Source organism: Pseudomonas sp. E315 (assembly GCF_055406205.1).
The window spans coordinates 44,638-69,543 of the sequence record NZ_JBUZPJ010000001.1 but is presented as its reverse complement, the minus strand read 5'-3'; the positions used below and the strand labels follow the sequence as shown (position 1 = coordinate 69,543).

Sequence of the window (24,906 nt, the reverse complement as noted above, 5' to 3'; positions counted from 1 at the left end):
AATAGCTTAAAAATCAACGCATTAAAAAACAGGCGTCAATCATCCGCCTGTTCTTCACCTTCGCGACGGCTCATGCCGTACTTGCGCATCTTTTCAACCAAGGTGGTGCGACGAATTCGCAGGCGCTCTGCGGCGCGCGCAACGATGCCATTGGCGTCGTCCAGGGCTTGTTGAATCAGCCCTTGCTCCAGCCCACCGAGGTAGTCTTTGAGGTCTAGCCCTTCGGGCGGCAGCATCGCTGTGTTAGTGAAGTCCGGCACGCTGTTATTGATGGCCACGCGCTCTTCCATGTCGCTGCGCAGGCTATCGACCATCTGCTCGTCTTCGTCATCGACATAGCGGAATTTTTTCGGCAGCTCCGCCACACCGATCACCCCATACGGGTGCATGATCGCCATGCGCTCCACCAAGTTGGCCAGCTCACGCACGTTACCCGGCCAGCCATGACGGCACAGCGACATGATGGCCGCAGAGTTGAAACGAATGGAGCCGCGTTTTTCGTGCTCCATGCGCGAAATCAGCTCGTTCATCAGCAGCGGAATGTCTTCCACTCGCTCACGCAAAGGGGCCATTTCAATGGGGAACACGTTGAGGCGGTAGTACAAGTCTTCGCGGAAAGCGCCGACTTCAATCATGCTTTCGAGGTTTTTGTGGGTGGCGGCAATGATGCGCACGTCAGCGCATTGGGTCTTGTTACTGCCCACGCGCTCGAAGGTGCGCTCCTGCAACACACGCAGCAACTTGACTTGCATCGGCAGCGGCATGTCACCGATTTCGTCGAGGAACAACGTGCCGCCATTGGCCAACTCAAAGCGCCCGGCCCGGCTGGTAATTGCGCCAGTGAAGGCGCCCTTCTCATGACCGAACAACTCGCTTTCGAGCAGCTCTGCCGGTATAGCCCCACAGTTCACGGGCACAAACGGTGCATCGCGGCGCTTGGAATGGTAATGCAGGTTACGTGCGACCACTTCCTTGCCGGTGCCCGACTCACCCAAGATCAACACACTGGCGTCGGTGTCGGCCACTTGCTGCATCATCTGACGAACGTGTTGAATCGCGCGGCTGGTGCCGACCAAACTGCGGAACAGGTTGGGCTCACGATGACGGCCGCGCTCACGGGCCTGATCGTACATCTCGCGATAGACCTGAGCACGGTGCAAGGAATCAAGCAGTTTGCTGTAGCTGGGGGGCATTTCAAGGCTGGACAACACGCGGCGACGCAAGTCGTCAGGCAGTTCGACCGAAGAAATATCGCCTAAGTGCAATACGGGAAGGAACTCATCCCAAGCAGCCAGTGTCTTAAGCAAGCTCGCAAGACCGCCAGTGATGCTGACAGCCCCGATCAGCACGCAGAGCACTTCGCGACTGGAGGACAATGTGTCGACAGCCTGCTGCCAATCGTGGCTAGCGCTGGTTAAATTTTCTTCACCGAGAAAATTTAAAATCACCGCTAAATCGCGGCGGCGGACGCTATCGTCATCGATCAGCAGAATTTTGGTTTCACGCCACATGCAATAGCAACTTCCCTAGTCAACTCAATGCCCTGGATGGAGAGGCAAGCTAGACGCCCTGACCCCGTTTGGATATCTAAGACGACTGAAATCAGAAAACAGCACTAGTTAAGTCAAAAAAACATACACAGTCAAATTTATGGCGCTTAAAACTGCTTATCCACATGTTTTTTACGTCTTAGCCGAACAGATGGTAAACCTTTGAAGCATTTTTTGCTTGGTTGATCTGCGCCATCTGATCCACAACTGACTGTCGCTCTATCATCGCGGCATCCAACAGCATGCGATAGACCACCAGCAACCCCTCAAGATTTTCGCGCAGCACACCCTCGTCCACCGGCGTCTCAGACAGCACATTTTCAACGCAGTGGCGGCACGCAGTGTCCAGCTCGCCAATAGCGTCCCAATTGCGCGCAGCCAAGGCGTCAATCAGCGCATCGCGGGTTTCTTGAATTCGTTGCAGTTGGCTCATGACGCACTCCTCAGACCTTCAGCATTATTCTGGCGCGATAGCGTCCCAGCCACTTTTGACGGTGATCATCAGGCGGGCAACTTCGTCGATGAGCTCGGGGTCGTTTTTGACGTTGGCCAAGGTCAATTGCTTGGTCATGTATTCGTAGAGGCTGTCCAACTGACGCAGCGCCTCTTTGTCATCGGTGTTTTCTTCACGCAGCCCGGCACGCAGGCCTGTGATGATGTCGATGGTCTTGGTGATCAGCAGCGCTTTTTGCGCAATATCGCCACGGGCCATTGCACCTTTGGCTTGAGCCATGCGCTCCAGGCCACCTTCCATCAACATCTGAATCAAGCGATGCGGGCTGGCTTCGGAGATTTGAGCGTGGGAATTGACCTTCTGGTACTGACGAAGGGCGCGCATCGGGTTCATGTTTCTACCTCGTAACGGGTGGCAGTCGAAAGTAAATGCACCTGGCTGTTATGTCGACTGTGTCGCAAAAAACTTTAACGCTCCCCGGCTTCACATTGACGCGTGAGAAGCCGGAATTTCATCGGGCGTTAGTCTGACTTAGGATTGTTCAGCGAGTTCAGAGTCGTCAAAACGCTTGAGCTGGTGGCGTTCAGTTGAGCCACTAGCGTATCCATTGCGTTGTACTTGGCTGACAGCGATGCCTGCAAACTCTCGATACGACGATCCAACTCGGCTTGCTGAGTAGTCAGATCGGTCAACTTGGTATTGAGATCAGTGGTGCGCTGGGCCAATGTGCCGGTGGTGCCGACATAAGGCTCGGTGGTTTTGGTCATCCGCGCGATCAAACCCGTATCACCCGTGAACACCTTGGCAATATTGGATGCACCGTTTGGCAAAGCCACGGCCTTGGTCCAGGCCTTATCATCAAGGCTCAACAGACCGGTTTTGGAGTCAGTGCTGACCCCCATCTGCGCCAAGCCAATGGCTGCATTCGAGCCACTGCTGTTGAGCAGTTCGTTACGCAAGCTCGACACCAACTGACGCATGGACGCATCGCCAGTCAACGCGCCAGCCGTAGTGGTCGCCGTATCGCCGGTGGCCGTCACTTTGGTCTGCGTGTTAATTGAGGTCATCAGGGCGTTATACGCCGTGACAAAGGCCTGTACCGAGGTTTTCAGCGTGTCGGTGTTGGCGCCCACAGTAATGGTGGAAGCAGCCTTATCACCCACTAAAAGCTCAATCGTCACGCCACTGATGGCAGAGTCAACCTTATTGCTCTTTGACTCCATCTCTAGGCCGTCGATGGTGAACTTCGCATTTTGCGGCGGCACCAACGTGGTGACCCCTTTGGCCAGCTCAGAATCACCCGTCATGGTGATCTCAGTCCCCTCGCCCATCACCGACGAGGTCAGTACCAGTCGCGAACCCGAAGCATCCGTCAGCACGTTGGCACTGATGCCTTTGCCTTGCAGTTGCGTGTTGATCGCTTCGCGCATTTCCTTCATGGTTGCGCCGGCGGGTACATTCACATCGTAATCAACACCCGACTGAGAGATGGTGAGCGTGGTAGCGTCATCCGTCGGGTTGACCACAGACTTGGCGCCATCGGCAAACACCGGGCTGCTGATCTTTGAAGCGGTGGCCAACTGCTCTACGACCAAATCGTATTTGCCCGTGGAGGCAGTCGCGTCAATGGTGACCTTGGACTTTTTGTCATCCGAGGTCGACCCTGCCATCCCACTAAAGCTCGACGCATCTTTTAGCTTGGCGATGGCCGTGCGATAAGCGTCCAGCGAGCTTTTCACCGTACCCAAAGCAGACAACTGAATGGTGGTGGTGGTTTGCTGCTTGGTGATCTGAGCCTGTTTGGGAGCTTTTTCAGCTTCAACCAACGCTTTAACGATGGACTGGGTATCAATACCCGAGCCGACGCCGCTTATCGTAGAACTGGCCATCTTTTATCTCCTTTTCGTTGGCTGCCGTTTTATTGGCTAACTGCGCCGTATCGACAAACAACAACAAAATTCATGCCACCTCAGGCATTGGTATGAAACAACAAGCTACCGGCATCGCTCAGGCTTTGCGCCAGCTTCAATGCAGCTTCTGAGGGGAGTTGACGTATGACTTCGCCACTTTGAGTGGCAATGACCTTGACCACAACCACGCCCGTGGAGTCATCAATGGAAAAGTCCAGCTGACGCTGGGTAGACTGCACAAATTCACGGATATCACTGACCGCCTTTTCCAGATCCTCGCGTTTGGGCTCTGTGACGGGCGCTACCGTGTTTTCGATTGTTGGCTGAATGGCCGGTGCAGCAGGCGCATTCACAGCAGGAGAAACACTTGCGGGGTAAGCCGCGCTCAGCTTGACGCTCATGTCCATGTCATCACCTCAACACTGAAAAACGAAAGGGCACGTAAACGCGCCCTTCCGTTATTGACCAAGCGCCGTGATTACTGAAGCAGCTTCAGTACGGAGGATGGCAATTGGTTAGCCTGAGACAGGATCGCAGTGGAAGCCTGTTGCAGGGTTTGTTGCTTGGTCAGCTCAGCTGTTTCAGCAGCGAAGTCGGCGTCTTCTACGCGGCCTTTAGCAGCAGCGGAGTTCTGCGCGATGCTTTGCAGGTTAGACACGGTGCTGGAGAAACGGTTTTGAACAGCACCCAGCTGCGAACGCTGGCTGTCGATCTGCTGCATTGCGCCGTCCAGAGCCTGGATAGCTTGCTGAGCCGAAGCTGCAGACAGAACGCTCAGGTCGGAAACAGTGGTTTCCAGCGTTACGGCTGCAGTTTTACCAGCAGACAGACCCAGTGCAGTCAAGCCACCGCCTGCGCTGCCGTCAGCAATAACGATGTCTTTGTCTGCGAACAGAGCCAGAGTACCGTCGGAGTTCTTGCTTGCAGTCACGCCGGTGCTTGCGCTGTTGATCGACGAAACGATTGCGTCAGCGGTGTCACCTTTTTTGAACTTCACTTCAACGCCATTCAGGCTGATCGAAGTGTCAGCTTGCAGCTTGGCTTGCGAAGTGCCAGGAGCAAGGCCCAGAGCCGACAGAGCGCCGCTGGTTTTGTTGCTCAGCGCGACATCAGAACCATCTTTAGAGGTGATTTCGATACGACCGTTGTTCAGCTTGGCCGACGCGATACCTTCCATGCCGGCGATGCTGGTAACTACTTGGCTGACTTTCTCAGTACCCGCGATGACCAGGTCTTCACCGTTAACGGTGATGGTGCCTGCCGGTACCAGCGAATCTTCAGCCTTGGTAGTGGCTTCTGCAACACCCAGCGCAGCAGCGCCAGCAGTACCTTCAACAACCAACTCAGCGTTAGCCGACTTCAGGGTGATTTTGCCAGCGGTGTCTGCCGAAGCCGAAACACCAGAGATGCCAGCATCGTTGATAGCCTTGGCCATCTCAGCGGCTGTGGCGTCTTTTGCCAGAGCAACGTCTGTACCGTTGATTTTTACGGAGGTAGCAGCAGCTGGAGGTACGGCTGCTGCAGCACCTGTCACAGAAGCACTGACAGCAGAACCGATCGAGGTCGCAGCCATGCCAGCCATGGCCTTACCGTTAGTGGTTGCTTCGCTGTAAGAGCCTTTCAGGCCAGTGGCGCTGATGTCGCTCATGCCGAACGAGATGGTCTGGTTAGCGTCAGCACCGATTTGGAAGGCTACGTTGTTGAACGAACCGTCCAGCAGGTTACGACCACCGAAAGTAGTGGTGTTGGCGGTACGCGTCAGCTCGCCCACTTTAGCGGTGAATTCTTGCTGCAGGGATACACGGTCAGCGTCGCTTTTATCACCGTTGGCCGCTTGCAGAGCCAGCTCACGCAGACGTTGCAGGGTGTTGGTGGACTCTTGCATCGCGCCTTCAGCAGTCTGAGCAATCGATACGCCGTTGTTGGCGTTAGCGATGGCTACGTTCAGACCTTTAACCTGATTGCCCAGACGGTTGGCGATTTGCATGCCAGCCGCGTCGTCTTTGGCGCTGTTGATTTTCAGGCCAGAAGACAGACGGTTCATCGAGGTGCTCAGAGCATCGGCAGCCTTGTTGAGGTTCTTCTGAACACCCAGCGACGTGATGTTGGTATTTACGGATAAAGCCATGACGAATTCCTCGTGGGTTGAATACTGCGGCTTCCGGCCCTGGCAACCGCCGGGTGTGGCCTAGAGAACCTTCGTAATAGTTATCGTCGTGAAAGCAAGTTGCTTGAGGGCTTTTTTGAAATTTTTTACTGGCCGCAGGCCATCCCCAATGTTTATGGGGCTTAGCGGCCTGTTCCGACACAAAACCACATCCCGTGGGAGCTGCCGAAGGCTGCGATCTTTTGATCTTGAGCAGGCAAATTTAAAGCTCGCAGCCTTCGGCAGCTCCTACGAATACGGCCAGACGCAAAACGCCCGTGGCTTTTTGGGCCACGGGCGTTTGGGAGTTGCTTGATGCCGGTTACGGACGATAGATAATCGCAGAACCCCACGACAGGCCCACACCAAAACCGCTCAGCGCCACGCGCTTCCAGGTCGTGGTGTCCATAGCGTGCTTTTCCAGCAGCAATGGAATGCTCGACGACACGGTGTTACCCGTCTCAACCATGTCCTTGATGAACTTCTCTGGCTCGCCTTCAAAACGACGTGCCACGGCATCAACAATGGCCGCACTGCCTTGGTGAATGCAGAACGCGTCAATGTCTTCGGCTTTTAGGTCCGACTCATCGATCAACTCGTGCAAATGCGCCGGCACTTTGAGCAGTGCAAAGTTGAACACTTGGCGGCCATTCATGAAAAATACGCCGTCACTGACTTTCAAATGCGGGGCGCCGGAACCGTCGGTGCCAAATTTGGCCTTGCCCAACTGCCAGACAGCGTCTTCGCCCATCCAGGTGGCGGTGGCGGCATCACCGAACAACATGGTGGTGTTGCGGTCTTCGGGGTCGACGATTTTCGAATATGGGTCAGCGGTGATTAACAGGCCGTTTTTCAGGCCCGTGGCTTCCATGAAGCCTTTCATCGCGTAGATGCCGTAAACGTAACCCGAGCAGCCCAGCGAAATATCAAACGCAGCCACATGCGTCGGCAAACCGAGCTTGTCCTGAACGATGGCAGCGGTGTGCGGCAAGCCTTCGGCATCGCCGTTTTGGGTAATCACGATCAGCGCGTCAATAGATTCACGCTTAAGCTGCGGATTGTTGGCGAACAGCGCATTGACAGCTTCGACACACAGATCCGAGGTTTCCTGGTCAGCATCTTTGCGCGGCAGGAATGCCGAGCCAATCTTGCCCAGAATGAATTCTTCGTCCTTGGAGAATTTCGCGCCTTGGGCGTAGTTGTCTACACCACTTGCTGGCACGTAACTGGCGATGCTTTTAATGCCAATCATTGTGGCTTCCCAATACTAAATAGCTGGAGATCACCCGCTCACACAGTCGAGGGGCGTTGACAATAAAAGGGCTTCGTCGCGCAAAAATGCGGCGAAAGTGGATGCCTGAAAATACACAAAACCGGCCCGATAAAAGCCCGGCATCCGCCCGTACGTTTCACACGATACAGTGAAGATGCGCGTTATGACTCATAGGTCACGCTAATTTGTGTGGTTTTATACAAAAGGTTTCAGGTCACAGCACAACAAACAGGCGCAAGACCAAGCGACCGTGCAAGGCGCAGCCAAACAAAAAGAGGATTTTTGAAGAGGCAGCCCCCGCGGCTGTACCCCAGACAGAGGCCAGCCGCAGAGTACTAGGCGGGATCAGATTTTGTTGAACAGGCTCAACTGGGAGATTTTCACGAACGCCAGCTGCGAAGCCTCAAGCATGGCCTTCTGGAAAGCCAGGTCGATGGAGGCGCCCGCCATGTCGGTATTGCCGATGGCAGCCGTTGTGGAGTCGTTGGCCAAGCGCATGCTTTCGTTTTCGTTGGTCTGTACGTCAACCGACTTTAATCGCGCACCAATAGAACCGCGGGCGGTATCAATACCGGCCATAGCGTTTTTGATGTTACCCACCGAAGCGTTGATCGCGTCTTTCTGCTTTTGCTGAGCCGCCGGATCACCGTCAGTCGGTGTAGCCAGGGCCTGACGCAGCTGACTGAGGGTGTCCAGCGCACTTTGGCTCTGGTGGTTATTACCCTTGATCACGAACTGATCGCCTGCATCACGCGGGCCGGTGAAGTCAAATGTGACACCCAGCTCGGTGATCGAATCACCGACCATAGTGCCGCTGGCAATCGACTTGCTGTTGGCCGTTACCGGCTGCGCGTAAATCTCGTATTCCGTGTCGCTGGTGAACTTGATCACTGCACCATTGGATGGGAATTTGTCGCCATAGGCATCGGCATCAGTCACTGCGCTGCTAGTGATTTGCGAGGTCGAGATATTGCCTGGGCTGCGCGAAGCATTGAACGAGTCGGGCTTGGCTTCAAGCGTGAAGACATGCCCCATGACCGCGTCATCCTGATCTGCGGCCGCAATGTCCTTGAGGTTCAGGTTAATGTCGAACTGCACGCCGCGCAGGTTGATGCTATGAGCACCCTCCTTCGTCGCGTCAAAGGTGCCTGTGCCCGGCAGGTCAGCCGTTATATCTTTGCCCGTCTTGTCCCGCACGATGTACTGCGTGCTGCTGGTGAACTCAAGCTCATAGGGCTGGCCGTCTTCAAAGCTCTTGTTGAACACAGGGCTTGAAGTAATCAAACCTGCAGAGACCGAGACCGTGCCGTCAGGGCTTAAAGGCGGCTTGGTCGTCAGCGTGGCATCGGTACGCCCCGTATTGGTCACACCCTCAAAAATGCTTTTGGCCGTGTCACTGCCAGCAATGGTCAAGGTGTCGGACACCTTAAGGTTCAGCTGCGTGTCATCGCCCTGATAGGTGTAGGTGCCGTCATTGTTGCGGGCATACGGCGGCGTGTCGGTTTTGGAGCCCGAGAAGATGTAGTTCCCCGAGGCGTCCTTGCTGTTGAGCAGGCTGAACACCTGCTCTTCGATGTTGCCCAGCTCGTTGGCAATCGAGAGGCGGTCGGCATCACTCACCACACCGCCACCGGCCTGCAACGCCAGCTCGTAAGCCTTTTGCATAGCGGTATCAATGCTGGTCAGCACCGACTCCTGGTTGGCCAACGATGATTTGATGCCGTTCATGTTGGTGGTGTATTGCGCCAACATGTCTTGCTGCTGCTGCAGTTGCAGCAAGCGGGCCGCGCCAACCGGATCATCGGCAGCCGTTTGAATACGCACGCCCGAGTCGATCTGGGTTTGGGTCTTGATCACCGAAGCGAAGTTGTTCTGGTACTTGGACGAACTGGACTCAAAAAACTGGGCAGTAGAAATACGCATCGTCGGTGACTCCCTTAAATACTGTTAATCAGCGTCGTGAAGGTATCTTGCGCAACCTTGATGATTTGCGACGATGCCGTGTAGTACTGCTGAAACTTGACCAGGTTCGACGCTTCTTCGTCCAAGTTAACCTGTGACACCGAGCTGCGGCTTTCTTTGGCGTAGGCCAGCGCTGCGTTAGTGGCCGTGCCGTCAACGGCCGCCTGACTGGCTTTGCCGCCGACCTTGGACACCAACTGACTGTAAGACGTGGCCATACTTACGCCACCGCCGCCAGTGTTAACACCTACGGTTTGCTTGGTCTGCAATTCGACCAGTTTGTTGGCGTTGGTGTTGTCGGACTTGCCGTCCTTATTGAAATTGATGTCGAAGCTGTCGCCCTTGCCCGGCGTGCCACTGATGGTGGTATCAAAATCAATGGTTTTGTCGGTGCCATCTGGGTTCTTGACCGGCTGACCGGCGGCGTCCAGCACAGGCACCTTGATGGTGACTGCGTTGTCCTGGCCCTGCACGATCGTGCTCTTGCCGATTTCATTGCCTTTTTCATCCAGCACGCGGTAGCTCTGAACGCCATCCACAGCCTCACCAAAGACGATGCGCACTGGCATCGAGCCTTCAATCTGCGACTGCAATTCGCCCAGAGCCGCGCCACCATAAATATTCAGCGCATCCGTCAAGCTGGGTGTAGTCAAAGCTCCCGTGCCCGAGTTGGAACCTCCCGCGCCAGCCACCAGAGGCCCGGCAAATGCCAACTTGGTGGAGTCGGTCATTTGCACGCCAATATTGGTCGCGCCGCTGCGGGTCGGGCTGACTTTAAAGCTGTCGCCTTCTTTCAGGGCCGCTCCATTGAGGTTCAGGGTAAAACCGTCGATATCAGCAGCCGGGGTCTGGCCCAACTTGAACGAGCCCATGTCAGTGCCGTCAGAGCGCTTGACCGTGTACTCGTCAGCGCTGGTGAACTTCACCTGATAGTCGTAGGTGGTCAAGTTGCCACTGTTGGTGATGACCACGTCCAAGTTGCCCGAGCCCTTGCTGTTGCCCGTCGAGGCAAGGCTGCGCTCAGAGATGGCTTTGGCACTGTTGATGCTGTTGAACAAGGCCGAACCAAACTCGCCGTTGGCATCCAAACCCTGCCCCAACTGCTGGTTAATGGCATCGGCTACCACAATGGCAGTGCGCCCCAACTCATTGATGGCAGGCGCCAGCACTTCATCGCGATAACGAATCAAGCCACCAATCTTGCCGCCACTGACCACCGATGTGATGTCCGAGGTGGACGACTGATAGTTGATCTGAATGCTGAACTGGCTTTTGTCCGTTTTACCCGGAACGGCCGAAATCGTATTCGAAGTATTGCCCAACACCAGCGACTGGCCTGTACCCAGCGAAATGTCGTAAACGTTGTCGTGTTCTTGAACCGTCACCCCAACCAGCTCATTCAAGGAGCGAACCGCTTCGTTACGCGCATCCAACAAATCATTGGGCGTATTGCCAGCAGTGGTGGCCTGAGCAATCTGTTTGTTGAGTGAAGCAATGGTGGCGGTGTGCTGGTTGACCATCGAGGTCAGGGTTTCTAGCTGGCTGTTAACGCCTTCGTTTTGCTGATTGAGCTGGGCCGCGATCGAGTTAAAGCGATTGCTCAAGGTCTGCGCATTGGTCAGCAGCAAATCGCGGGACGAGGCGTCACCGGGCGCCGCTGCGGCTGTTTGCAGCGAGGCAAAAAAACTGCTGAGCGCAGCCGAAACACCTGTGCTTTTGTCTGACAGCAATTTATCAATCGGGCCGATCTGATCCAGATAAGCCTGAGCATCGCCGTTCAACGAAGTGGTGGTCTGCAACTGGGCGTCGAGGTAGGCGTTATACACACGGCGCACGTCAGCCAATGTGGTGCCCGTGCCGATGAACACGCCGCCCACTTGTTGCGAGGCAGCAGTGCCCTGCACGATTTGCTGACGCGAATAGCCCGCTGCGTTGGCGTTGGCAATGTTATTGCCGACCGTGGCCAATGCCCCTTGGCTGGCGTTCAGCCCCGACATCCCGATGTTGATCAAACTCGCCATGGTTCTAACCTTATAAATTCGTGAAAGAGCCTGTCGAGGCGTAGCTCTGGTAGGTCTTCATTTGTTTGGCTATCTGCGAAATCTTGCTGGCGTACTCTGGGTCGGTTGCGTAACCGGCCTTCTGCAGCTCGCGTACAAATTGTTCTGGTTTATCGGCAGCGTTGAGCACTTCTTTATAACGATTGTTGCTCTGCAACAGCGTGACCAAGTCATGGAAGCTGTCTTGATACGAATCGTAGGAACGGAAGTCAGCTGTTTCCTTGACCATCTGCCCGCCCTTGAACTCACTGGTGATGGCTCGAGCTTGCGCACCCTGCCAACTGCCAGTGGCTTTAATGCCGAACAAGTTGTGACTGCTGCTGCCATCTTGCTGGCGCATGACCGACTTGCCCCAGCCTGTTTCCAGTGCCGCTTGCGCCACCAAATACAGCGGGTCGACGCCGATTCGGTCAGCAGCCTGCTGCGCCATCGGCAGCATGGTTGCCACAAAGGCGTCTGGTGACTCGAACGCTTTTTTGGCCGGAGCCAATGGCGGCTGCGCCACTGCACGGCCATACACCTGCATCCGCCCCTGAGCACCCGACGCACTGACCATCGGCTGGCGGCTGCCTTTAAGCACTGCGTCCATCGAAGCGCTGGTGCGCTCTGGCACCGTGCTGGTGTTAAGGGTTGCACGCGCCGGGTCAGCCGAAGGCACAATCCCGGCCAACAGCCGATCAGTCAGCTTGGTGGGCAGCGCCAAGCGCCGCTGATTAAGCAGCGCCATGTCATTTTGATGCGCACCCTGTCCCGTCGTTGGTGCGACCGCAACGCGCGAAGCCCACAGTGGGCGCTGACCATTGGAACGCACAAACGGGCTGTCTGGCGCGGTAACTGCTGGCGTCGGCGTCGCGGCTTTGGCCTCAGTTGTCAGCGCTGTGCTGGCGGGTGTTTCGCCCGGCTCTGCCGATTTGTTTTTGGACATCTGACGCATCAACACGTCAGCCAAACCAATGCCGCCGCCCTGTCGTGACAATGTCACCGACAGTTGCTGATCGTACATTTCCTGATACTGCTTGGCCGCTGGCGTGTTGAGCGGGTTGTCCTTGCCCAGCACTTCGTTCGCCGAACGCATGGACTTGAGCATTTCGTTAAGAAACAACGACTCGAATTCCTGCGCGACCTTACGCATGTTGCTGTCGCTCTCGCGGTCGCCGACCTTCAAATTGTTCAGACGATTAAGGTCAGTAAAGGCACCTGAATCGCTGCCACTGACCACACCGCTCTTACGCATATCCATGACGTCGGCCTCAGATCACGATCAAGTCGGCTTGCAAGGCGCCGGCTTGTTTCAAGGCTTCAAGGATTGCCATCAAGTCGCCTGGCGCCGCCCCCACCTGATTCACCGCACGCACGATTTCATCCAGCGTGGTGCCGGGGCCGAACTTGAACATGGGCTTGGCTTCTTGCTGAGCGTTAACCCGCGAACGCGGCACCACGGCCGTCTCGCCATTGGACAGCGGGCCGGGCTGACTCACGATTGGGTCTTCGGTGATGGTTACCGTCAAACTGCCGTGGGTCACTGCCGCTGGCGAAACTTTGACGTTTTGACCAATCACGATGGTGCCAGTACGCGAGTTGATGATGACTTTGGCCACGGCCTGACCCGGATCAACCTCAAGGTTTTCCAGAATCGACAGGTAATCAACACGCTGGCTTGGGTCCAACGGCGCGGTGACGCGGATCGAGCCGCCATCAATGGCTTGCGCCACGCCGGGGCCGAGCAAATCGTTGATCTTGTCGACCACGCGCTTGGCGGTGGTGAAGTCCGAACGATTGAGGTTCAGGGTCAGGCTGTTGCCCTGATTGAAGCCGCTCGGCACCGCACGCTCTACCGACGCACCGCCCGGAATTCGCCCAGCTGACGGAACGTTGACGGTAATTTTTGAGCCATCACGGCCTTCAGCATCAAAACCACCCACGACCAGATTGCCCTGAGCCACGGCATACACGTTGCCGTCGATGCCTTTAAGCGGCGTCAGCAACAAGGTGCCGCCGCGCAAGCTTTTAGAGTTACCGATGGAAGACACGGTGATATCCACCACCTGGCCCGGCTTGGCGAAGGCTGGCAAATCAGCGCTGATGGACACCGCCGCCACGTTTTTCAACTGCACGTTGCCCGAGCCCGGCGGCACTTTGATACCGAACTGCGACAGCATGTTGTTAAACGTTTGCAGGGTGAACGGGGTTTGCGTGGTCTGGTCGCCCGTACCGTTAAGCCCGACCACCAAGCCGTAACCAATCAATTGGTTAGACCGTACGCCGGAAATGCTGGCGATATCCTTCAACCGCTCGGCGTGTACGCCCAGGGTTGTTGACATCAGCACGACGGCTGCCAGCAAATGCTTGAGGTTGAACATGGTTGGGGCCATCACTTAGAAAGGGAACAGAGGGCTAAGGAAGAAGCGGTCAAACCAGCCTGGCTGACTCGCATCGGCAAACGAGCCGGTCCCCGAATAGGTAATCCGTGCATCGGCCACGCGCGTTGAAGACACCGTGTTATCGGTGGCGATGTCATCAGCACGAACCAGACCGGCAATGCGCACCAACTCGTCACCGGTGTTCAAAGTCATCCACTTTTCACCGCGCACCGCGATGATGCCGTTGGGTAACACATCAGCAACGGTCACGGTGATCGAGCCGGTCAAGCTGTTGCCCTGCCCGGCCTTGCTGTCGCCCTTGCTTGCCCGGCTGCCGCTGTAACCGGCATCGAGGCTCAAATCGCCACCGCCCACCGGGTTGTTGGTGCTCAAACCGGCACCAAACAACGAGGTCAGACCAATGCTGGTGTTACTGTTTTTACCGATTTGCGAGTTGGCGTTTTTGCTGGCCTGAGTTTTTTCGTTCAGGGTGATGGTGATGATGTCACCAATGCGAAACGCCTTACGGTCGCTGTACAGGTTCTGCTCAAAGCCTGCCTGGTAAATCGAGCCGTTGTTCGCCGCTGCTGGCAGCGGCGTGCGCGGCAAAACAGGGGCGTAATACGGATCGTTTGGCCGTGGTGGCGGGCTGACACACCCCGCCACGAACGTAATGGCGCCCAGTGCTAGAACCGATAACAAGCGTTTCATGACCTCTCCCGCTATTGCTGGCGCCGCAATGGCCGCCCTATCTACGTGATTACAGATTTTGCGTAACAAACGACAACATTTGGTCAGCGGTGGAGATCACTTTGGAGTTCATCTCGTAAGCACGCTGGGTGGTGATCATGTTGACCATCTCTTCCACGGTGCTGACGTTGGAGGTTTCCAGCATGCTCTGCATAGTCAGACCGAAGCCATTGAGGCCCGGCGTACCCACTTGCGGCGCGCCACTTGAAGCGGTTTCAAGGAACAGGTTACCGCCCTGAGCCTGCAGGCCAGCCGGGTTGATGAAGTCGGCGGTTTGCAAGTTACCGATCACCTGCGCAGCCGGGTTGCCCGCGATGGTCACCGACACGGTGCCGTCTTGCCCCACGGTGAAGGTCTGAGCATCAGCAGGCACGACAATCGCCGGCTCCAGCGCAAAACCATTGGCCGTTACGATCTGGCCGTTGGAGTCCAGGTGGAAAGTACCGTCACGGGTGTAAGACGTGGTGCCGTCCGGCTGCATGATCTGGAAGAAACCACGGCCATTGATGGCCAAGTCCAACGGCTGCTCGGTGGTTTGCAGGCTACCGGCCTGAAAGTTCTTTTGCGTGCCGACAATGCGCACACCCGTACCGACTTGCAGGCCCGATGGCAGCTCGCTGTCTTGGGTCGATTGCGCGCCGGGCTGGCGTTTGATCTGGTACAGCAAGTCTTGGAACTCAGCGCGATCACGTTTAAAACCCGTGGTCGAGACGTTGGCCAAGTTGTTGGAAATAGTGGTCAGGTTGGTGTCTTGTGCGGCCAAACCTGTTTTTGCAACCCATAGTGCCGGAAGCATGGTCTTCTCCTCGCGCGCCGGTTTTTCGACGCTGCGTTTAAGTAATTAGCTGATCGACAAGACCCGAGTCATGGCTTGGTCGTCTTCTTTGGCGGTGTTCATCATTTTGATGTGCAGCTCAAATTGCTTGGCCAGCGCCAGCACCGACGTCATCTCGTCGACGGCATTCACGTTGCTCGCCTCCAGAAAACCCGACACCACGCGCACGTTGGCGTCAGCCACCGCAGGCTGGCCGTCTTTGGTGTGGATCATGCCGTCCAGACCTTTGGTCATGTTTTTGAGGTCGGGCTGAACCATCTTGATGCGATCCACTTCAGCCATCACCCGCGGGCCTTCGCCCATCGCACGAATGCTGATGGTGCCGTCTTCGCCCACTTCGATTTGCTGCTGAGGCGGTACGGCAATCGGCCCGCCATTGCCCATGATGGGCATGCCATTGCCAGCACGCAGAATGCCCAAGGCATCCACATTCATGCTCGCAGTGCGCACATAGGCTTCGCTGCCATCCGGCGACTGCACGGCCATCCAACCATCGCCTGCCACGGCCACATCCAGATCGCGCCCGGTTTCAACCAACGCGCCGGGGGTGAAATCGGTCGCAGGGCGTTCGCTCAAGGCAAAGGCCCGCGCCGGAAAGCTGTCACCGAACACCGGCATCGAACGCGCCTGCTCCAGGTCACGCTGAAAACCGTTGGTTGAGATGTTCGCCAGATTGTTGGCATGCGCCTTCTGCGCCAGTGCATTCTGGCTGGCGCCGGTCATTGCCACATAAAGGTACTTGTCCACAGTCTTTCCTCTGTCTGACGGACGCTTGCCGCCCACCGCTGTACTGCTGAGCTACTAGCAATTTACGCACCAACTTTTTTTTGACGGCACAAACGACGGCACTGCGGGGCTAACACAGGCCTCAGTCGAAAAGGGGAGAAAACGAGAAAGACGTAAATACGGCGGCTTTGTGCCGATTGCGGCAAGGCATGACCTCCATGAAACCAAAGGCTTTGCGTGGGAGCTGCCGCAGGCTGCGATCTTTAAGCCCGTAAAAGATCGCAGCCTGCGGCAGCTCCCACGCAGGTCAACGTTTTAGGATTCTTTACCCGGCTTAATGATGTCGTGCTCACGCAGTTTGTTGGCGATGGTGGTGTGGGAAACCCCCAAACGCTTACCCAGCAATCGGCTGCTGGGGTGCTCGGAATAAAGACGCTCAAGCACGGCCTTCTCGAAACGCCCGACAATCTGATCCAGACCGCCCTCCATCGAGAAATCCCCCAGCGGTTGGCGCACGCCATAGTCAGGCAGGCGAATATGCTCCGCCTTGACCACTCCGCCATCACACAGCGAAACCGCCTGAAACAGCACGTTTTCAAGCTGTCGCACATTGCCGGGCCAGTGGTAATGACTGAGCCGATCCATAGCCGCAGGCGCCAAACGTGGCAGCGCGCAGCCAATTTGGCGACTGGCCTGATCAAGAAAGTGCTCAACCAAAGGCTCCAGACCATCCAGACATTCGCGCAGCGGCGGGATGTGCAGCGATAGCACATTGAGCCGATGGTAAAGGTCCTGACGGAACTCGCCTTTGGCGCACAACTCGGACAAATCAACCTGCGTGGCACACATCACCCGCACATCGAGGTAAACCTCTTCATCGCTGCCCACACGCCGAAAGCATCCATCTTGCAAAAAGCGCAGTAACTTGACCTGCAAGCGAGGGCTCATTTCACCCACACCATCAAGAAACAACGTACCGCCCGCTGTCAGTTCAAGCAGTCCCAGCTTGCCCTCGGCCCGAGCCCCTTCAAAGGCGCCCGGCCCGTAACCAAACAGCTCGGTCTCCGCCATCGACTCCGGCAAGCCTGCGCAGTTGAGCGCCATTAAGGGTGATTGCCCACGGGGGCTGGCCAAGTGGCAGGCGCGTGCCAGCAATTCTTTACCGGTGCCGGTTTCGCCTTCTATTAATAGAGGTGCATCCAGCGGTGCCATGCGGCGCGCTTCACGCACCACCGCTGCCATGACTTTTGAGCTTTGAAAAATACTGTCGAAGCCGCGCAGCTCTTGCTTGCGCACGTTGTAGATCTGCTCACCCAAGCGGTCTGCGCGATGCAAGGTCAAGACGGCGCCCGCCATCGCCTCGCTTTCATCGTGCTCCAATTGCAAAGGCGCAATATCGGCCAGGAACACATGCCCTTTGATCTTGACCCGCAAACCGTTGATTCGTGATTTATTGGCTCGCACCAGCTCTGGCAAATCGAAGTCTTCGGCGTAGCGTGACAGAGCAATACCTGGCACTTCATCCACGCGAACGCCCAGCAACTGGGCGGCAGCGCGGTTGGCAGCCACAATCGAGCCGCCCATGTCGATAGACAACACCGGAAACTCCAGCGCTCCGAGCAGCGCATTGAGTTCCATGTGCCGGCGCTCGCTAGGCATCAACCCCACACGTTTGACCCCAAACACCCCGGCAATGGTTTCAAACTTGGGCCGTAACGCCTGAAATTGCAGGTTGATCAAGTTAGGGCAGTACAGATAGATCGCATTACCCTGATCGCCGCCCACCTCACCGCGCTTCACGTTGATGCCATACGCAACCAGCAGATTAAGAATGTCGCGAAGAATGCCAATACGGTTTTGGCAATGCACTTTGATACGCATGGGTAAGGCTCAGGCATGAATGGAAATTGAACATGGCCGTAGGTGCTGCCGCAGGCTGCGATCATTTTCTGATGTAAAGATCGCGGCCTTCGGCAGCGCCTACGCCGGTGTTTTTTGCAGGGTCAATCATTTCAACGTCACGATTTTGTGACAGTTTGGCTGTCGCTTCCTACAAGAGTCTCAGCGCAAACCATAAATCGTAACGAATAGTTTACGAATAAGCCGCATCATCCCAGCATTACGGCCGTTGCACCAGATGCACGCGGCAAACACTTGGGGTATCACTAGGTCATCGCCACATTCGAACAATAAGAACGATTGCCTTGCGGAGAGCCCCATGAAGCAAACGAAATACGTCGCTCGCGAGCCAGATGCCAATGGCTTTATCGACTACACACCTGCCGAACACGCGGTGTGGAATACGCTGATCACCCGACAGCTGAAGCTGCTCGAAGGCCGCGCCTGCCCTGAATACATGGAAGGGATCGAAAAACTGGGCCTGCCCCATGACCGCATTCCACAACTGGACGAAATCAACAAGGTGCTGGGGCAAACCACCGGCTGGCAAGTTGCCCGCGTCCCGGCGCTTATCCCCTTCCAAACCTTCTTTGAATTGCTGGCCAATAAGCAATTCCCGGTAGCGACCTTTATTCGCACCCCAGAAGAACTGGATTACCTGCAAGAGCCCGATATTTTCCACGAGATTTTCGGCCATTGCCCACTGCTGACCAACCCCTGGTTTGCAGAGTTCACCCACACCTACGGCAAACTCGGCTTGCAAGCGAGCAAAGAACAGCGCGTGTATTTGGCTCGCCTGTACTGGATGACCATTGAGTTTGGGCTGGTGAACACCCCCGAAGGCCAGCGCATCTATGGCGGGGGCATTCTGTCTTCGCCCAAAGAAACGGTTTACAGCTTGTCATCAGAACCGGAACATCAGGCCTTCGACCCGCTTGAAGCGATGCGCACGCCTTACCGCATTGATATTTTGCAGCCGCTGTATTTTGTCCTTCCGGACTTGAAGCGACTGTTCGACCTGGCCCATGAAGACATCATGGGCATGGTCGAAAAAGGCATGACACTGGGCCTGCACGCGCCAAAGTTTGCGCCAAAGCCAAAAGCGGCTTAACACGTCTTTTGAACAAATAAGAAAACTGACTTCAGGAACACACCATGAACACACTGAACCAAGCCCATTGCGAAGCCTGCCGCGCCGACGCCCCACAGGTTAGCGACGAAGAACTGCCGGTTTTGATCAAGCAGATCCCGGACTGGAACATCGAAGTTCGCGACGGCGTGATGCAGCTAGAAAAGGTCTTTGCGTTCAAAAACTTTAAATTCGCCTTGGCATTCACCAATGCCGTGGGTGAAATCTCGGAAGCAGAAGGCCATCACCCTGGCCTGCTCACCGAGTGGGGCAAAGTGACCGTGACTTGGTGGAGCCACTCGATCAAAGGCCTGCACCGCAATGACTTCATCATGGCTGCACGCACTGATGAAGTGGCCAAAACTGCAGAAGGTCGCAAGTGATGCACTTCTCGGCCATTGGCCGGGTGCCGGGCGACCCGATTCTGGGGCTGATGGACGCTTACAACCAAGACAGCAACCCGAACAAGTTCGATCTGGGGGTTGGGGTTTATAAAGACGCCAATGGCCTGACGCCGATTTTGCAGTCGGTCAAACAGGCCGAACAACGCCTGGTTGAGCAACAGCAGACTAAAACCTATATCGGCGGTCATGGTGACAGCCGCTTTGGTCAATTGATCAGCGAGTTGGTGCTTGGCACTGACTCAGCGCTGCTGGCCGACCAGCGCGCAGGTGCCACCCAAACCCCGGGCGGCACCGGCGCACTGCGCCTGAGCGCGGACTTCATTGCCCAATGCCTGCCGGGCCGCGGGATCTGGCTGAGCGACCCCACGTGGCCTATCCATGAAACCATCTTCGCGGCAGCAGGCTTGAAGATCAGCCACTACCCGTACGTGGGCAGCGATAACAAGCTCAACGTGCCGGCAATGCTCGCCGCACTTGAACAAGCGCCCAAAGGCGACGTGGTATTGCTGCACGCCTGCTGCCACAACCCGACCGGGTTCGACCTGTCGCAAGACGACTGGCAACACGTGCTGGAGGTGGTGCGCCGCCGCGAACTGCTGCCGCTTATCGACTTTGCTTATCAGGGTTTCGGGGACGGCCTGGAGCAAGACGCATGGTCGGCTCGCCTGTTTGCCCGCGAACTGCCGGAAGTGCTGATTACCAGCTCGTGCTCGAAGAACTTCGGCCTGTACCGCGAGCGCGTTGGCGCACTGATTGTGTGTGCCAACAACAGCGAAAAACTGACCGACATTCGCAGCCAGTTGGCCTTTTTGGCACGCAACCTGTGGTCCAACCCACCCGATCATGGTGCTGCGGTAGTGGCAACCATCCTCGGTGATACGCAGCTCAAAGCTCAGTGGGCCGAAGAAGTTGAAGCTATGCGCAGCCGCATCGCGCAACTGCGCAGCGGTCTGGTTGAAGCCTTGACCCCGTTCGGGTTGGCGGAGCACTTTGCACACATCAACCAACAGCGCGGTATGTTTTCTTATACCGGTTTGACTGCTGAACAAGTGCAACTGCTGCGCGCAAAACACAGCGTGTACATGGTCGGCTCAGGGCGCGCCAATATGGCCGGGGTTGATGGCACTCGCTTACACCTGCTGGCCAAAGCCATTGCGCAGGTGTGTACCCGCTAAAGGCACCGCCCTTGTGTAGGCGTGAACTTGCTCGCGATTAGGTTTGTTTGATGGGCCGCATCAAGGCCATTGCGAGCAAGTCCACACCTGCACACAACCCGCCAGACGCAAGAAAAAGACAAATTGTCACACTCACTCATGTATCCTGCCCAAGCTTTTTAAAAGCGCAGACTTTCCCAGCGATTTAAAAACACACCTTGCGAGGAGCGCGACGATGCACGAAATCCCAAACCTCCCCTTCCCAAGCCTGCAAGAAACTCAGCAGCCTGCCCCGCAACACACCAGCGGCGAAAACGCCGCACTGGATGAGGCCTCGGAAAGCCTCAAGGCCGACAGCGAAGACTGACGGCACCCCATCAGGCGGTGCGAAAAGCCTTTGGTTTTTCATACCGCCTGACACAATCGCTCCACAGCCTGCCCCCGGATTCCAGCGTGACTGACACCTTCAGCGACACCCAAGCCAGCGTTATCATCGGCACCGCCGAAAAAATGATCGACCTCTGGGAACGTCTCAGCCCAGAAAAACAAGCCACACTGCTCAACCGTTTTGGCACGCCAGAAAACGCCCTGGCCGCCCTGATTGCAACCCAACTGGTTGCGCCGCAGCAATAAACTGCCCGATTTTCAAACCGCACCCCCGCAGGCCCCACCCATGCCCGAAGCACAACGCCCTTTGGCGATCACGCTCCAAGTGATTTCCATCGTTATGTTTACCTTTATCGGCTACCTGAGCATCGGCATCCCGCTGGCCGTACTGCCCGGCTATGTTCACAACAACCTGGGTTACGGCACCGTTATCGCAGGGTTGGTGATCAGCGTGCAGTATTTGGCCACGCTGCTCAGTCGACCTTACGCCAGCCGGATCATCGACAATCAGGGCAGCAAGCGCGCCATCCTCTACGGTTTGTCGGGTTGCGGCTTAAGTGGCGTGTTGATGTTGGTGTCCAGCTGGCTCTCGGCCACCCCCGCCTTAAGCCTTGCCAGTTTGCTGCTCGGTCGACTGGTCTTGGGCAGCGCTGAAAGCCTGGTGGGCTCAGCGTCAATCGGCTGGGGCATTGGCCGGGTCGGTGCAGCGAACACAGCCAAAGTTATCTCCTGGAATGGCATCGCCAGTTACGGCGCAATCGCCATCGGTGCCCCTTTGGGCGTGGTCATGGTCAACCACTGGGGCTTGTGGACCATGGGCGCGAGCATCATTGCGCTGTCAGTCGTGGGCCTACTGCTGGCATGGCCCAAACAGGCCGCGCCCATTGTCAGCGGCGTACGCTTGCCGTTTTTGCATGTACTGGGCCGCGTGCTGCCACACGGCACGGGCTTGGCATTGGGTTCGATTGGTTTTGGCACCATCGCCACTTTTATCACCCTGTACTACGCGACCAACCACTGGGAAAACGCCGCGCTATGCCTGAGCCTATTTGGTGCCAGTTTTATCGGCGCACGGCTGTTGTTCGGCAACCTCATCAACCGCATCGGCGGTTTTCGAGTCGCCATAGGCTGCCTCAGTGTTGAAACTTTAGGCTTGTTGTTGCTATGGCTGGCACCCAACCCGCAACTGGCACTGGCAGGCGCCGCGTTGAGCGGTTTTGGCTTTTCGCTGGTGTTTCCGGCCCTTGGGGTCGAGGCTGTCAATTTAGTACCGGCCTCCAGCCGAGGTGCCGCGGTAGGCGCCTACTCGCTGTTTATCGACCTGTCACTGGGCATCACCGGCCCGTTGGTAGGCGCCGTTGCAGCAGGCTTTGGCTTTGCGTCTATCTTCTTGTTTGCAGCACTGGCGGCGTTTAGCGGGCTGATGCTCAGCCTTTACCTGTATCGCCAGAGCAAACGCAGCCTCGCCCCGTAAAGAGAGTCTTAAGCCTGCGCTGCTGGCCGCAGACTCACGCGCCCCATCAACGGCAACGCAGGCAGTGCTTTTCCTGGGAGCTGGCGACGCCTGTGACCTTGTTTTGCAGATTAAAAATCCACTTTGCCTCGCCCGGCCTTGATACTGCCGCGCTTAGTCTTGGACTCTAACCGACGTTTTTTGGAGCCCAGCGTCGGCTTGGTCGGGCGACGCTTCTTCTCGACCTTGGTCGCACTCACAATCAACTCAAGCAAACGCTCAAGCGCATCTGCCCGGTTCTGCTCCTGGGTTCGGTATTGCTGGGCCTTGATAATCAGCACGCCATCACTGGTAATCCGACTGTCACGCAGCGCCAGCAACCGCTCTTTATAGAACGGCGGCAACGACGAGTTGGGAATATCAAAGCGCAGGTGCATAGCGCTTGAGACTTTATTGACGTTCTGCCCGCCCGCACCCTGAGCACGAATGGCCGTGAGTTCGATTTCGGCATCGGGGATATGAACGTTGTTGGAAATCACCAGCATGAAAAGGGTCCGTCATCAGGGCGTGCAGGATACCCCACAAACAACAAACCCGGCGCAGTGGCCGGGTTTGTTGTTGAGCGGGTCAGCTTATTTGGCAGCTGAACTGTAAGCCGTGGCCGATGCCTGCACCGCGCGCTTGTTTTTCACCAAGTAGCAGATCCACATAAACGCCACCCACACTGGAATGGCGTACACCGACACGCGAATGCCGGGGATCAGCAACATGATCACCAAAATGAACGCCACAAATGCCAGGCAGATGTAGTTGCCATACGGATACCACAAGGCCTTGAACAGCGGCGTTTGGGCCGTTTTATTCATGTGCTGGCGGAACTTGACGTGGGAGAAGCTGATCATCGCCCAGTTGATCACCAAGGTGGCCACTACCAGCGACATCAGCAGTTCCAGTGCATCGTGTGGCATCAGGTAATTGAGCAGTACAGCAATCACTGTGACCGCTGCCGAAGCCAAAATCGAATTAACCGGTACGCCACGCTTGTCAATTTTGGCCAACACTTTCGGGGCATCGCCCTGTTGCGCCATACCTAACAACATGCGGCTGTTGCAGTAAGTGCCGCTGTTGTATACCGACAAGGCGGCAGTCAAGACCACAAAGTTGAGGATGTGCGCAGCCGTGTTACTGCCCAACATCGAGAACACCTGCACAAACGGGCTGCTGCTGTAGCTGTCGCCACCGGCATTCAAGGTTTCGAGCAGTGAGTCCCACGGGGTCAGCGACAGCAGCACCACCAGAGCACCGATGTAGAAAATCAGGATGCGGTAGATCACCTGATTGATCGCTTTAGGGATCACGGTGCGTGGCTTGTCAGCCTCTGCGGCGGTGAAACCGAGCATTTCCAGACCGCCAAACGAGAACATGATAAAGGCCATTGCCATTACCAGCCCGGTGGTTCCGTTAGGGAAGAAACCGCCGTGCTCCCACAGGTTAGTTACGGACGCCTGAGGGCCGCCACTGCCACTGACCAGCAAGTAGCTGCCCAGCGCGATCATGCCGACAATCGCTACCACTTTGATGATTGCGAACCAGAATTCGGCTTCACCAAAGACTTTGACGTTGGTCAGGTTGATCAGGTTGATCAACACAAAGAACGCGGCGGCCGAGGCCCAGGTCGGGATCTCAGGCCACCAGTAGTGCACGTATTTACCAACGGCAGTCAGCTCAGACATACCCACCAGGATGTACAGCACCCAGCAGTTCCAGCCCGACATGAAACCCGCAAAACCGCCCCAATACTTATGGGCAAAATGGCTGAAAGAGCCGGCGACGGGTTCTTCGACGATCATTTCGCCGAGCTGGCGCATGATCATAAAGGCAATAAAGCCGCAAATCGCGTAGCCCAGAATCATCGATGGGCCAGCCGATTTCAGTACCCCGGCTGAGCCGAGAAACAGGCCAGTACCAATCGCGCCGCCAAGGGCAATCAACTGGATATGACGATTTTTCAGGCCGCGTTTAAGCTCGCCTGAATGCGAGGTTTGTCCACTCATTAAAAGGGTCCCACACAAGGTTTGATGTCGTTCAGTGCGTTTTCGCTTGAGCACCGGCAGTGATCGAAGGGTCTACAACACAAATCAAACCCCAGCGCAGGCGCCAGGAATCCAAGGTTGTTTCACGAGTCATGCGTCACCTGTTTGTTTTTATCTGTGACGGAATCGAACCCGCGATGCTTGTGGCACCGCGGAGTTAACAAGGCGGGTTAGCCTTGAGGTTTTGGCCAATCAGCACATCACCGAGCGGCGCAAAATGCGCGGGTACGCAATTGAGTCACAGTTAAAACGACGCGCATTGTACACCCGCTCGGAGGCAAGATCCCATCACACCGCCGCTGGCAACTCGAAACAAGCCGTTAAATCAGCAGGAAATGTCTGATGTCAGCAAATAACGGAA

Annotated in this window: 23 protein-coding genes; 6 read left to right on the top strand and 17 right to left on the bottom strand. The window is 56.3% G+C overall.

The window, feature by feature from the left end:
- Positions 1-35: 35 nt before the first annotated feature.
- The 15 genes from ACZRJQ_RS00335 to ACZRJQ_RS00265 form a co-directional block, all read right to left on the bottom strand.
- The gene (locus ACZRJQ_RS00335; protein WP_463976443.1) at positions 36-1,511 is read right to left on the bottom strand and encodes a sigma-54 dependent transcriptional regulator; all 1,476 of its coding nucleotides are present in this window, start codon (positions 1,509-1,511) and stop codon (positions 36-38) included.
- Positions 1,512-1,689: 178 nt separating this feature from the next.
- Positions 1,690-1,983 (bottom strand): flagellar protein FliT, encoded by a 294-nt coding sequence (fliT, locus tag ACZRJQ_RS00330; protein ID WP_463976442.1) that lies wholly within the window; start codon positions 1,981-1,983, stop codon positions 1,690-1,692.
- Between the two features lie 24 nt (positions 1,984-2,007).
- Positions 2,008-2,397 carry a flagellar export chaperone FliS gene (gene fliS / locus ACZRJQ_RS00325; RefSeq protein WP_463976441.1) on the bottom strand — a complete coding sequence of 130 codons (390 nt, stop codon included), beginning with the start codon at positions 2,395-2,397 and terminating at the stop codon, positions 2,008-2,010.
- Positions 2,398-2,525: 128 nt separating this feature from the next.
- Entirely contained in the window at positions 2,526-3,893 is a 1,368-nt protein-coding gene (fliD, locus tag ACZRJQ_RS00320) for a flagellar filament capping protein FliD (protein ID WP_463976440.1), read from the bottom strand.
- A gap of 80 nt (positions 3,894-3,973) precedes the next feature.
- The gene (locus tag ACZRJQ_RS00315; protein WP_463976439.1) at positions 3,974-4,321 is read right to left on the bottom strand and encodes a flagellar protein FlaG; all 348 of its coding nucleotides are present in this window, start codon (positions 4,319-4,321) and stop codon (positions 3,974-3,976) included.
- A gap of 71 nt (positions 4,322-4,392) precedes the next feature.
- Positions 4,393-6,042 (bottom strand): flagellin N-terminal helical domain-containing protein, encoded by a 1,650-nt coding sequence (locus ACZRJQ_RS00310; protein ID WP_463976438.1) that lies wholly within the window; start codon positions 6,040-6,042, stop codon positions 4,393-4,395.
- A 340-nt stretch (positions 6,043-6,382) separates the two neighbouring features.
- Positions 6,383-7,312 (bottom strand): ketoacyl-ACP synthase III, encoded by a 930-nt coding sequence (locus ACZRJQ_RS00305; RefSeq protein WP_463976437.1) that lies wholly within the window; start codon positions 7,310-7,312, stop codon positions 6,383-6,385.
- Positions 7,313-7,678: 366 nt separating this feature from the next.
- Positions 7,679-9,256 (bottom strand): flagellar hook-associated protein 3, encoded by a 1,578-nt coding sequence (locus ACZRJQ_RS00300; RefSeq protein ID WP_463976436.1) that lies wholly within the window; start codon positions 9,254-9,256, stop codon positions 7,679-7,681.
- A 14-nt stretch (positions 9,257-9,270) separates the two neighbouring features.
- Positions 9,271-11,316, bottom strand: coding sequence for a flagellar hook-associated protein FlgK (flgK, locus tag ACZRJQ_RS00295; protein WP_463976435.1), 2,046 nt, complete (start codon positions 11,314-11,316; stop codon positions 9,271-9,273).
- A gap of 10 nt (positions 11,317-11,326) precedes the next feature.
- Positions 11,327-12,595, bottom strand: a complete 1,269-nt coding sequence (gene flgJ / locus ACZRJQ_RS00290; protein ID WP_463976434.1) for a flagellar assembly peptidoglycan hydrolase FlgJ — start codon at positions 12,593-12,595, stop codon at positions 11,327-11,329.
- Between the two features lie 10 nt (positions 12,596-12,605).
- Entirely contained in the window at positions 12,606-13,715 is a 1,110-nt protein-coding gene (locus ACZRJQ_RS00285) for a flagellar basal body P-ring protein FlgI (RefSeq protein WP_463976433.1), read from the bottom strand.
- 15 nt (positions 13,716-13,730) lie between these two features.
- Entirely contained in the window at positions 13,731-14,426 is a 696-nt protein-coding gene (flgH, locus tag ACZRJQ_RS00280; protein WP_463976432.1) for a flagellar basal body L-ring protein FlgH, read from the bottom strand.
- Between the two features lie 49 nt (positions 14,427-14,475).
- A complete protein-coding gene (gene flgG, locus ACZRJQ_RS00275) occupies positions 14,476-15,261 on the bottom strand; it encodes a flagellar basal-body rod protein FlgG (RefSeq protein WP_463976431.1) in 786 nt (261 codons plus the stop codon).
- Between the two features lie 45 nt (positions 15,262-15,306).
- Positions 15,307-16,047 (bottom strand): flagellar basal body rod protein FlgF, encoded by a 741-nt coding sequence (locus tag ACZRJQ_RS00270; protein ID WP_463976430.1) that lies wholly within the window; start codon positions 16,045-16,047, stop codon positions 15,307-15,309.
- Positions 16,048-16,341: 294 nt separating this feature from the next.
- The gene (locus ACZRJQ_RS00265) at positions 16,342-17,907 is read right to left on the bottom strand and encodes a sigma-54-dependent transcriptional regulator (protein WP_463976429.1); all 1,566 of its coding nucleotides are present in this window, start codon (positions 17,905-17,907) and stop codon (positions 16,342-16,344) included.
- A gap of 337 nt (positions 17,908-18,244) precedes the next feature.
- Between ACZRJQ_RS00265 and phhA the strand changes: the two genes are divergently transcribed.
- From phhA to ACZRJQ_RS00235, 6 genes are all read left to right on the top strand, one after another.
- The gene (gene phhA / locus ACZRJQ_RS00260) at positions 18,245-19,036 is read left to right on the top strand and encodes a phenylalanine 4-monooxygenase (RefSeq protein ID WP_463976428.1); all 792 of its coding nucleotides are present in this window, start codon (positions 18,245-18,247) and stop codon (positions 19,034-19,036) included.
- A gap of 44 nt (positions 19,037-19,080) precedes the next feature.
- Positions 19,081-19,437, top strand: coding sequence for a 4a-hydroxytetrahydrobiopterin dehydratase (locus ACZRJQ_RS00255; protein ID WP_463976427.1), 357 nt, complete (start codon positions 19,081-19,083; stop codon positions 19,435-19,437).
- Complete coding sequence (locus ACZRJQ_RS00250) at positions 19,437-20,633, top strand: amino acid aminotransferase (protein WP_463976965.1); 1,197 nt, start codon at positions 19,437-19,439, stop codon at positions 20,631-20,633. The genes ACZRJQ_RS00255 and ACZRJQ_RS00250 overlap by 1 nt, the downstream gene beginning before the upstream one ends.
- A 214-nt stretch (positions 20,634-20,847) precedes the next feature.
- A complete protein-coding gene (locus ACZRJQ_RS00245; RefSeq protein ID WP_463976426.1) occupies positions 20,848-20,979 on the top strand; it encodes a hypothetical protein in 132 nt (43 codons plus the stop codon).
- An 86-nt stretch (positions 20,980-21,065) separates the two neighbouring features.
- Entirely contained in the window at positions 21,066-21,245 is a 180-nt protein-coding gene (locus ACZRJQ_RS00240; protein ID WP_463976425.1) for a hypothetical protein, read from the top strand.
- Positions 21,246-21,285: 40 nt separating this feature from the next.
- A complete protein-coding gene (locus ACZRJQ_RS00235) occupies positions 21,286-22,473 on the top strand; it encodes an MFS transporter (RefSeq protein WP_463976424.1) in 1,188 nt (395 codons plus the stop codon).
- Positions 22,474-22,583: 110 nt separating this feature from the next.
- Here ACZRJQ_RS00235 and arfB read toward each other — a convergent pair whose 3' ends face one another.
- Together arfB and ACZRJQ_RS00225 are read right to left on the bottom strand one after the other, a co-directional pair.
- A complete protein-coding gene (gene arfB, locus ACZRJQ_RS00230) occupies positions 22,584-22,997 on the bottom strand; it encodes an alternative ribosome rescue aminoacyl-tRNA hydrolase ArfB (protein WP_048371466.1) in 414 nt (137 codons plus the stop codon).
- Between the two features lie 87 nt (positions 22,998-23,084).
- Complete coding sequence (locus ACZRJQ_RS00225) at positions 23,085-24,506, bottom strand: amino acid permease (RefSeq protein WP_463976423.1); 1,422 nt, start codon at positions 24,504-24,506, stop codon at positions 23,085-23,087.
- Positions 24,507-24,906 lie beyond the last annotated feature (400 nt).